9 protein-coding genes are annotated in these 9,515 nt (G+C 37.1%); 2 read left to right on the forward strand and 7 right to left on the reverse strand.

Annotated features, from left to right (window positions below; genetic code table 11):
* Positions 1-249: 249 nt before the first annotated feature.
* The gene (locus tag B3E92_RS00005) at positions 250-1,308 is read left to right on the forward strand and encodes a hypothetical protein (RefSeq protein ID WP_286894747.1); all 1,059 of its coding nucleotides are present in this window, start codon (positions 250-252) and stop codon (positions 1,306-1,308) included.
* Between the two features lie 377 nt (positions 1,309-1,685).
* On the opposite strand, the gene B3E92_RS00010 is transcribed toward B3E92_RS00005, so the two are convergent.
* From B3E92_RS00010 to B3E92_RS00020, 3 genes are all read right to left on the reverse strand, one after another.
* Positions 1,686-2,072 carry a hypothetical protein gene (locus tag B3E92_RS00010; RefSeq protein ID WP_286894749.1) on the reverse strand — a complete coding sequence of 129 codons (387 nt, stop codon included), beginning with the start codon at positions 2,070-2,072 and terminating at the stop codon, positions 1,686-1,688.
* An 11-nt stretch (positions 2,073-2,083) separates the two neighbouring features.
* The gene (locus B3E92_RS00015) at positions 2,084-2,881 is read right to left on the reverse strand and encodes an SOS response-associated peptidase (RefSeq protein ID WP_286894751.1); all 798 of its coding nucleotides are present in this window, start codon (positions 2,879-2,881) and stop codon (positions 2,084-2,086) included.
* Positions 2,882-2,991: 110 nt separating this feature from the next.
* Positions 2,992-3,465 carry a hypothetical protein gene (locus B3E92_RS00020; RefSeq protein ID WP_286894753.1) on the reverse strand — a complete coding sequence of 158 codons (474 nt, stop codon included), beginning with the start codon at positions 3,463-3,465 and terminating at the stop codon, positions 2,992-2,994.
* Positions 3,466-3,731: 266 nt separating this feature from the next.
* On the opposite strand from B3E92_RS00020, the gene B3E92_RS00025 reads away from it, so the two are divergent.
* Positions 3,732-4,016 carry a hypothetical protein gene (locus tag B3E92_RS00025; protein WP_286894754.1) on the forward strand — a complete coding sequence of 95 codons (285 nt, stop codon included), beginning with the start codon at positions 3,732-3,734 and terminating at the stop codon, positions 4,014-4,016.
* A 428-nt stretch (positions 4,017-4,444) separates the two neighbouring features.
* On the opposite strand, the gene B3E92_RS00030 is transcribed toward B3E92_RS00025, so the two are convergent.
* The 4 genes from B3E92_RS00030 to B3E92_RS00045 are packed head-to-tail and all read right to left on the reverse strand — an operon-like array spanning position 4,445 to position 9,246.
* On the reverse strand, positions 4,445-5,986 hold the full coding sequence (locus B3E92_RS00030) for a thiol-activated cytolysin family protein (protein ID WP_286894756.1): 1,542 nt from the start codon (positions 5,984-5,986) through the stop codon (positions 4,445-4,447).
* On the reverse strand, positions 5,979-7,001 hold the full coding sequence (locus B3E92_RS00035) for a thiol-activated cytolysin family protein (protein ID WP_286894757.1): 1,023 nt from the start codon (positions 6,999-7,001) through the stop codon (positions 5,979-5,981). Before B3E92_RS00035 ends, B3E92_RS00030 begins: the two co-directional genes overlap by 8 nt.
* Positions 6,988-8,112, reverse strand: coding sequence for a thiol-activated cytolysin family protein (locus B3E92_RS00040; RefSeq protein ID WP_286894758.1), 1,125 nt, complete (start codon positions 8,110-8,112; stop codon positions 6,988-6,990). Before B3E92_RS00040 ends, B3E92_RS00035 begins: the two co-directional genes overlap by 14 nt.
* Before the next feature lie 18 nt (positions 8,113-8,130).
* Positions 8,131-9,246: a hypothetical protein gene (locus tag B3E92_RS00045; protein WP_286894759.1), complete on the reverse strand. Its 1,116-nt coding sequence runs from the start codon at positions 9,244-9,246 to the stop codon at positions 8,131-8,133.
* Positions 9,247-9,515 lie beyond the last annotated feature (269 nt).

A 9,515-nucleotide genomic window follows, 5' to 3' on the forward strand; every position in this document is an offset into this window, starting at 1 on the left:
TTTAACGTTTAGGACGCAAGTGCTATTTAATCTACTATTACTTTCCCGGCTTTCCATAAATTGTATTCATAAGCATTATTTTAATAATACTATTAGAAATTATGGCTACTTTAGTGCCTCAGAAAACTGAACTGCCATTACCTAAATACGCCATAAAAAAAACTAATTCTACATGAAAAAATAACATTCTTACTCCTCACATTGTTCATCAGCAATTTTAACTATGCTCAAAACAAAGTCCTTGACAGTTTGGTTCAAAAGAATACTTTTTCTTTCCAAAGTGACAAGAATATTTCATTTCAGGGAAAAGGATGGGATGTCTTGTTAAACGACATCAAACAATCAAATTCAGTATTACTGGGAGAGACTCATTTTACCAACGAAATCCCCTATTTTACAAATGCTGTTATCAATGAGGTCAAGTTTGATAACTATTTTTTGGAGGTTGATCCTTATTCGGTCGATATCATTCAAACAAAAGTTAAATCACTTCCTGCTGAGCGTCTTAAACTGTTTGTAAAAGAATATAGTTCGAATTTTTCATTTTTAAAATACAAACCTGAATTTGATTTGTTTAAGGATTTGGCCAAACGGAATACGAAAATTTATGGGGTAGAACAGATTAGCATTTTTGCAGATCAAATGGTCATTTCCAGCTTAAAAGAAACTTCGAAAAATAAAAAAGGGATTGAGATCTATGAGCAAATGCTTCAACATTCTAAACAAATAGCGTCTAAGGATGGTTTGGAAAAATACTACATCTTATCCGAAGATTGTCTTCAAAAAATAGACTTATTGTTGAATCTAAAAATTTCTGATAAAGAGCGCAAAGAGATTGAAGACTTAAAATTAAGCAGAGAGATCTATACCAATAGAAATCATCTGTTAAGGATTCAGTTGTTAAAAAACATCTTAATGAATCAGCTGCCCGAATGGAAAAGTAAAAAGAATCTTTTCAAATTTGGTGCGGTCCATGCGCCAAAAGGTGAAACTATATTGACAAAAACTGATATCTACGATATTGGCAACTTAGTTTCTAATATTGAAGAGGCCAATTTTAGAAAATCGCTGCACATCATGCTTATTGGAAAAGGAGACGACCAAGACGACGCCAATAGTTTCAAATCATTTCTGAATATGGTGAAAAAAGGTCAATGGTACTGTTTTGATCTAACGCCTTTGAAGAAATCCATTCTACAAAATAAGCTGGAGTTAGATGACGTTTATTTGTCAAGAGTTATTAAGGGTTATGATTATCTAATTTATATTCCTCAACTGACTAAAAGCACCGATATTTCGAAAGAATAACGACTCGATTTGCTTTGCCAAATTTCATCTTCAAAAACTATATACGGTTTTCTTTACTTTGAAACAGCAATACAGCCCATTTTTCTTGACGCTTTGGAGTTTCCAGATGAGCTAGTATATTAGGGCTAAATAAACAATATGATTTCAGAAGGGGCTGAATTAAGAAAGCTTGTTCACGCAAAAAATAGAAAAAATGACAAAGTTTTTTACCTGGTTAATGTATATCGCTGCTTTTTTTTCTGTAATTATTATATTGTTGTTTATTTATTTTGCTTTTGACCCATTTCGTAAACAAAAACAAAGGAAACTTTATTACAAAAGGATCGAAGAAATAAAAACACGCAGGAATTTTTACTGACAATTATATTGTAAAAGTTCTACATCTTCTGCGCCAAAGGCCCATCTTTAGTGACCAGGCTAGACCAACCGGGACACGATCCTACGGTTAGCTTTGCGATCAATCTGGACGCTAAAAATATCTTAGCGACTGTTTCTTCTCCAAAATCCCAGATTACCTCGACAAGTGAACTCGCATCAAATGGTTCAAGATTCTCTTTGACAAACGCTGCAGGATTTAAAAATGGTAGATTGTCCCTTGTATGCCATTCAGGTTCGCTCGGAGTAGGAACGCTATTGTATAACCATATATCTCCAACTATTCTTTCCTCATTCAATAAGTATGCGTAACAAACCTTATCGTCATCTTCGATAAGCACCGCGAATTCTGGGTGATCGTTTGATATATATTTCGTTAAACTTCCCATTGAACACCGATTTAAAACAACGAAGTCTGCACTGTATCACTTCCCAACGGCGGCAATCCTTCCCAGTCAAATTGCTCGTAACGATGCTTTCCATCCGGGCGGTTTGGATATCCTCTCAACGTATACACCGGATAGTGCTTCAGCCTATCATTGGGCATTTCAAACAGGAAAATTGGTGGCATATCATCCTCCTGAATATCCTCGATCCATTGTCGCTCGAGATCCTCTGGTAAGAACAAAGGCATCCGATGTTTATTGGGCCCGTCATTATGGATATTGGCCATCACTTCATTGGCTGCTCGTGTAAGCATTCCAAAGGAACCTACGCGTTCCACCACGCCATCCTCATCCACCGTCTCATGCCACTGGTACAAACCTGGTAAATAGAATAGATCTCTCCCCTCTGCACCGATAAAATAAGGCACTTTCTTTTTCCAGCCCTTTACAGCTCTATGCTCAAAGGTGCCACTCACTGGGATAAGGCAACGCTGCTTGCGCAAGCGATACCAATAGGATTTTTTATCTTCCAGGATACGCTCGCTACGGACATTGATCATATTGCGCCGGCGATCGGCCTGCAGCTTCGGATCGTCAATATAGGTAGGCAATACCCCCCACTCCATCTCGGCCAAGGCCAGCTGGCTGGAATCCTTGTCCTTATATAGGATCGGATACTTGGGAAAGGTAATGGCTTGGACGTTTTCCAGATAGTCATAATTATAATCCAATTGACGACGCTCGTCCCGCAACTGCGGAAAGGTCTTTTTGATAATCTCTATATCGGTATGGAGGCTAATATCCCAGCACATAATGGTATCCTTTCTTTTTTGGCTTTGATACGAATATACACAATTTGTGCTGTAAACAAGGATTGCCCCAAGGCAAGAAAATAGTGACTTTCAGTTGGGACTATATCTAGCTACCGAAGGATCTCGATAGCAAATACTATCTTTTTGGTCTGCCCATCGCTAATGGTAGCCACTACCCGACCATACTCTAGGGAGAATAGGATATCGATGGGATTTTTGCGTTGAAACCTGGTCTTTGTACGCAGATAATTGACTATATTTTTTTCGTAGAGCTTGAGCATGCGCTTGTCCCAGTTTTCTTCCTTGATACGATTGAGAAAAATCCGATAGCCTGATCCTGTGGTTAACAGGCTATCAATTTTATCGGTGTCTTGCGGCAGCTGCAGGGCTCTTCCCTCCTTTGCCCCCAGCTGATGGGCATGCTGATCGGCGGCATCCTTATCATCATAAGGCGTGAGTAGAAAGCCTGTCTTTTCCTTAACATCGGGCCATTCAAAGCGCTGCAGTACAAAGTCGACATAGCCCGACTCGACAAGCTCGCGAAAGGAACTTTTGGTGACTTGTTCAAAGGGATTGTACAGCATAGGGCTAAGATAGGATTTATATCCTAATAGACCTTATCGCTCTTGATAAATACACTACCCGACAAATAGCACTCGGCAACGTTGGCCAGTACATAATCAATGTCAAGAATATTAGGACGAGCCGTACTCCCCTGCCCACAGTACAAGTAAGAGAAAATAAATCACTGTTTGTAAACGTTATATTACTTTAAAACTTATAAAAGAGTACCAATGCCATAGCGGTTCTCTTTGTAATATGAATTTTTCATCCTTAAAAATATAATATCATGAACGGAATCATATTTCAAGGAAAAAGTCTCAATGTTGGGTGTACAGCAAAATTTCTGTTCGAACCCGAAGTAAGTGTAGAAAATGTTCCGGCAATAGCAGCACTTAGCACTGGTGAAAAAGCATATGCTGAAATACTTAGAGATACGACAACGCTGATAACAGTACGAGTAGGTGAATATTTAAATGAAAAAGGAAAGAGTGCCAATGAAACGGCTTGGATGCTCGCCTATAATCATCATTTAAAATCATGGCAGATAACGAAGAACCTTAAAACAAAATAGCGTGTTTTATTTCCAGGAAGACTAAAATTTATTTTCGCATCCTCGCCATTATAATTCGCATACCAAGATTTACCATTTGGGGTTATATGTCGCAATTCTCACTCGATCCTTTTTTCTACCAATTTTGAAGGAGCATATTGAATACGAGTTCATCAAAGCTCCACCCTATTCCCCTTGCGGCAAGCGCTGTTAAACTATCTTGATCCATCCTATGTGCTCTTGATGGACTTCATCCTTAAAAATCGGATCAGTCTGGCTTCTGGAAAAATAGTTATTGCATAAAAAGTGAAAAGCATTAAATCGAAAATTCACACCTGTAAATCGCTAATAATATTAGTAATTTTGTTTTATGAAACTACTTGAAGTTCACTGAATACTGCAATTAGGTCATACTTATTCGGAAGTTCGTAAGCTTTCTAATGACAGCGTCAATTTTTATCATAAATTACTACATAAAAACCACTTTGTGAATCAATTAGAAACTTTCCGGCTCCATCATTAATATTGGTCCGCGGGAATGATGTTTGACTTAAAAAAAATCTTGATGATTTATCTTTGTTATAAATATTTTCATCATCCATATATTTTACGACACCGAATCCTTCCCTAGGATTACCTTCCCTAATATATTGAATATGTCTTAATCTAATTGCGATATTCTCTGGGATTATAATTGGTACTTTCAAATTTTTGTCAGCAAAAAACATTGCATACATATTGCTCACACCATTTTCAACTTGAATAACATTTTTTCCATAAAATGGCTTGATCGGGATCCGGAAATTAAATTTATTTTGAACCGTTTTATTCCCCAAAAGTGTTCTCATTTTATAAGAAATAGGGACGCCAGGCGTCGATGGCGAAAACTGAACACCTTTCTTGATCACCCCTATCAACTCGTCCAATGAAGCTAATTTCTTCACGACCGCTCCGCCAGTACCCATAAAGGCCATCTGTATCTGCGAATTTGCAATTATCTGCTTTTCTTCGCTGGTTAATTGTTTTGAACCGTCGATCAAACCTCCCATTACGGAGAATACTTTATCAAAGGTGGACTTTAAGACATTTGATTCAACCCTGCTCTCGACCAATAAAATACCTTTGGCTCCATACACGACCGAGTTGATATATACAGGCGATACACCGCTGGCAACATTTAATTTATCATACAACTCTAGTCCCTCTTCAGGTATGCTCATATCCACGGAAAAATTCTTTTGTGTAAAAGTGGCTACTAGTCCTGAGTTACCGCTGATCTGTTCAGAAGAAGTGGATCCGCTACTTCCCGATTTAAAGAAAATGGCTTTTATATCAACATCAGCACCAAAAACAGTCTTAAGCTCATTAAAATATGTAAACTCTTCAATCTCATATTGAAATGCACTATTCTGCATTGAAGTCATCTTATTATTTTTCATTAATGTGCTGAAAAACTCGGTCGACGACATGACATCGGGCATGAAACTTCCTGTGACTGTTTTTGCAGGAAAGGAAACGGAGACCGACACCGGCTTTGCCTCATATTCTCCATTTCTTTCTGAAAGCGGTATAAAGGAAAGATCTTGGATACTATTACCTTGTATAATAGAGCCCAGATGAAACACATCCAATTTTCCCAACCAGTCAGGCGTCATAATGAATTCGTCGGCAACGCCTTTAATTGTAAAACCTACTTGACCAGGGTCATCCCATTGAGTGCGGTCTGTTACTTCAACTCGTCCAACTTTTCGACGGGGATTACTCCCCATTAAAGGAGATCCAGCTTTCTTTTTGGAATCTTGTTCGTTAAATATATTTTCTGAATGATTATTCAATATATTACTAGACCCCAAAATGGAAATCTCTGAGAAATTGGGCATCTGTAGATTGTTTCTAGGGTCAGTAGTGGAGTGATCCTTGTTACAGGAGGCAAAGAAAGCTGTAACCAAAAATATATACACAAATCTATTTATTGTATAATAATTATTCATTTTCCAATGCTTTAAAAAGTGAGAAATCTTTTAATTTGCGACAGCGAAATGAAATTGGATAACCGGGATTATCAGCGGAAAATGCACCGATATCTTTTACATAGTTGATAAATCCATTATAGCCATCAATCGTAACCGAAGAGCCACCACTTGATCCACCTACCAAAAAAAGACGAATCGTGGAGTTATTAATGATATTTATTTCCGTTGAAGAGAACGTTTCTTTGGTTTTTTTAAAAATCTTCTTTGTCAACTTTTCGAAAATTTTGGTCGTCTGCTCCATATTGTAATCCGTTTCGACCGCTAGAACGCCTTTCTGCCCATATGAAATGGAATTGATATAGACAGGATTCTCTCCTGAAGCTACTAGTCTATGCGCCGCAGCAGTATCAATCAACTCAGTCAATTTTGGTGATGACATGTCAACGGTAAAATTGACCAACTCAAAAGCAGAAACGAATCCATATTTTTTTGTTATTGTCGTCAGCTGATTTGTCAGGCTAGAACTCGTTTTGGAAAACAGACCTCTGGTATTTACTTTATAACCAAATTCCCTTGTAATTTCTTTATAATCATAAAATGGTCGATAATAATAAAGAAATGAGGCGATATCTGGATTACTCAATGTGGTTGACCTTAAGATATCCTGAACCGTTTGGCGATACGTAGACAAGCGTGGCGGATTAATGGTCGCAGACGGTGCTCCACTGATAGACGTACTGACTTTAATCGGTAATTTTGCATATGATCCTAGCGGATTAAATGTGGATTCGCTGAGAATATCGGTGCCGCTGAGAATTGCACCTAAATAAACAATTTCATAATTATTATCCATAACCAAAATGTCAGCAGAGGAAGTATTTGCATTATTTGCTTTTTTATTAAGCGACTTCGTTTCCTGTACAGTCAGTTTGGAATCATTATCCTTTTTGCAACCGACAAAAAGGATTGAAATCAAAAGGGCTATTTTAAATAGCCCTTTTGATGTATGGATGAAAGTTTTACTTTGTAACATCAATTTTAAATATTGATTTAAATATTCCAAAATTCTTAAGATTTCGCATGCGCATCGAGATTGGCCCACCATAAGATTGTGATGTTACATTCGCTCCCGCCAAAATTGCGTTTTTGAATGCTGCATATCCCTGGACTGTCTGTACATATGCTGACCCGGGACCAAATTTCATGTAGATCGTAATTTTGGCTTTATCTAATAGCTCTTTCTGCGCTGCAGTAAGGTGCGTATCCACACCCACAACGCCAATATTTACTCCCGCTTTAAAAGCAACATTAAAATCCTCGTAGTTGGCATCGGTCTCCGCTGTAAAAACACCTATCCGTCCGTAGGTGACCGAACTCACATAGGTGGGTGCGTATTCCGCCTGTAATGCATTTGCATCTGCAATGCTGATCAATTCAGTTTTCTTAGGCAATGACATATCGAGCGTGAAATTTTCTTGTACAAAACGGGCAATGACCCCTGTTCTCTTGGTGATTTTACTTTTACCCCCATTCACAGATGCTTTCACTATTTTCCCTATGTCGACGTTTGCCCCAAAGGTGTACTTCAATTCATTGTAATCTGTAAACTCACTTGAAGTATAAGAAAAACTATTAATCTGTGACACATTTCCATTTTTTTTCAAAATGTTGCCGACAAATTCCCTTGTCTCGTCCAGGCTTGGATATTCAATTGTTCCAGAAACATTTGTACCCGGAATTGAAAGACTTGCTCTTATCGGTAAAGCATCATAATGCTCCCTGCCGAGTGGGTCGAACTGATAGGACCTAATGATATTTTTGCTATTGAATATTGCACCTGGATAGGCATAATCCTCCGTTTCTGATGAAATGGTTATATTATCAGACTCAACAAAATAGGTATTGCCAAGCCCATTTTGCCAGACGCTGTCTCTAATGATTCCTCCGGCCCGGAGTCTGCTCGAATTTCCTTTCTTAGTCAGGTCAATAATTGGATTTTCGATGATCTTCGTGTTTTGGAAAACTTTTAACAGGGAATCCTCGTTATTTCCGATTTCATTTTTTAAACTCGAGTTGTCTTTTTTACAGGAATAGAATCCCAATACCCCTGCCAGGAGTACAAGACTTAATTGACTACTTTTCATTTTAGTTTATATTATGTATTAAAATTTTATTTCTTTTGTAAACTGAAGGGTTTTGAAAGTTTCATCATTTAAATTGGATGACTCTAATTTATATAAAGCGGGAACTCCTATATGGGGATATTCGTAAGTCTTTGTTTCTGGGGAGCGAATTGCCAAGGCTAGATAAGCATCTATTTTTTCTACGGTGCTAGGCGCATTTCGTATCAGATCTAAATCCGAAGATTGATAGCCAATAAGGTAAAAATAAGCTTGTTGTTTGTTTAAAAGATTCTTATCGTCAGCACTTAAACTCTGCGGGTCTAAAGATAATTTAGAGATGATAGGCTTAATTTTTTCAGGGCCATCCACGACCATATAAGCACTTTTTCCATATTCTATTTCTGCTACCCTGACAATGTTGCCTCCAGTTAAATTCGCCGTAGGGAATAGTTTCTTGAAATCTTTTTCCTCTGCATGTGATTTGATATTAAATGTCGGTTTATAACTATAGTATAGCCAGCCCGTATTTTCCATCCTATTATAACGTGAATCAGGGATGGCGAACTTCGATTTTATATCCACATCTCCGCTAAAAACAAGACGTAGATTCTCAAATTGCTTAAAATGATAAATATAATCCTGATGGCCATAGTAATTTACCGGGCCCTTGTCAACAAACTTATCTTTTATAAATTGATCTAGATCCTGTCTTCTCGCAATTTTTTGATACGCGACGGGATTTGAATTATAACGATTAAATCGCACATAAGGAATATAGGAGGCAGACTGCGATTGATATTGGGTCAAATTAAATTCTGGAAAATCGTTTAAGGAAACAAATACATTAAAATAAGGTTGTTTTAAATAATTTTCAGAGTCATACGAAAAAGCATAATCTGCTGCCTTCTTAAGCCTAAATCCGATAATTTCGTTCTCTTTTTCATTCCATAATGTATCGGATATCCAACGATTACTAAGCGCTGCCATTCTTTCAAAATCATAAACACTATAGTCTATCTTCTTACCTGTACTATCGACGATAGGTGGCTTAACTGGCATTGGACTTTTACTGCAAGATGCTGATCCTAAAACTATAAAACATGCCGCAGCAGTTCTGGTATTTACAATAACCTTATTCGATATGATCTTTATCATTAATTTTAAAATTAAAAATCAAGCAAGTCAGCTTACTATTATTTGAATACGTTTTCTTCTATCAAGCATTCTATTGAAAAGGAAGAACATATTTTAAAAAAAATACTAAAAACCACTATTACATACAGAAACTTGATTCACAAATTTAATTATAATTTTCTTTCAATGAAATGAAATATTCAATCCTACACTTTTTTGTAATAAATCTTTAAATAAAAAAAGGTTTATGTTAATTTTTTTTAAATATTCTCACATGTGTCCTAAATAAA

Origin of the sequence: Sphingobacterium sp. UBA6317 (assembly GCF_002440385.1) — a bacterium.
In the GTDB taxonomy this organism is placed as follows: domain Bacteria; phylum Bacteroidota; class Bacteroidia; order Sphingobacteriales; family Sphingobacteriaceae; genus Sphingobacterium; species Sphingobacterium multivorum.

Bases quoted from the DNA above. Each gene is read 5' to 3' on its own strand.
- B3E92_RS00010 (WP_286894749.1), bottom strand. From the start codon at position 2,072: ATGGGAAGTTTAACGAAATATATATCAAACGATCACCCAGAATTCGCG.
- B3E92_RS00015 (WP_286894751.1), bottom strand. From the start codon at position 2,881: ATGTGCTGGGATATTAGCCTCCATACCGATATAGAGATTATCAAAAAG.
- B3E92_RS00020 (WP_286894753.1), bottom strand. From the start codon at position 3,465: ATGCTGTACAATCCCTTTGAACAAGTCACCAAAAGTTCCTTTCGCGAG.
- B3E92_RS00025 (WP_286894754.1), top strand. From the start codon at position 3,732: ATGAACGGAATCATATTTCAAGGAAAAAGTCTCAATGTTGGGTGTACA.
- B3E92_RS00030 (WP_286894756.1), bottom strand. From the start codon at position 5,986: ATGAATAATTATTATACAATAAATAGATTTGTGTATATATTTTTGGTT.
- B3E92_RS00035 (WP_286894757.1), bottom strand. From the start codon at position 7,001: ATGTTACAAAGTAAAACTTTCATCCATACATCAAAAGGGCTATTTAAA.
- B3E92_RS00040 (WP_286894758.1), bottom strand. From the start codon at position 8,112: ATGAAAAGTAGTCAATTAAGTCTTGTACTCCTGGCAGGGGTATTGGGA.
- B3E92_RS00045 (WP_286894759.1), bottom strand. From the start codon at position 9,246: ATGATAAAGATCATATCGAATAAGGTTATTGTAAATACCAGAACTGCT.